Here is a 330-nt window from a genome sequence, read left to right as displayed (position 1 = left end):
CCACTGGGTGATGACGAATCCGACGGACGCGGAGACCGGTCTGCTCGGCACCGCTCGCCGGATGGACTGAATCCCGTCCGTTCGGCCCCGCGCACTCCTCCCGCCAGGGAACATGGACCCCGCACAGATTCCGTTCGATCGAAGGGACGCCGTCATGGGCACCCAGCAGGAAAAGGACGAGCTCTACGCTCTCGACATCTCCGGCGTGACGTGGCTCAGCGCACCGGGCACCGAGAAGGACGAGGAGCGGGTGGAGATCGCCCATCTTCCGGGCGGGGCCGTCGCGATGCGCTCCTCACTGGACCCGGACACCGTGCTGCGGTACACGGA

At 67.6% G+C, this 330-nt stretch carries 1 protein-coding gene; it reads left to right on the top strand.

Going from position 1 to position 330, the window contains the following annotated elements; all coding sequences use genetic code 11:
* Nucleotides 1–154: 154 nt before the first annotated feature.
* The coding region (locus IF78_RS0142965; RefSeq protein ID WP_031498954.1) for a DUF397 domain-containing protein at nucleotides 155–330 on the top strand (176 nt) is incomplete at its 3' end.

The organism is Streptomyces bicolor (genome assembly GCF_000719285.1).
Classification (GTDB): Bacteria; Actinomycetota; Actinomycetes; order Streptomycetales; family Streptomycetaceae; genus Streptomyces; species Streptomyces bicolor.
Note: the sequence above shows the minus strand (reverse complement) of the source record. Positions and strands in the feature narration are given on the sequence as shown.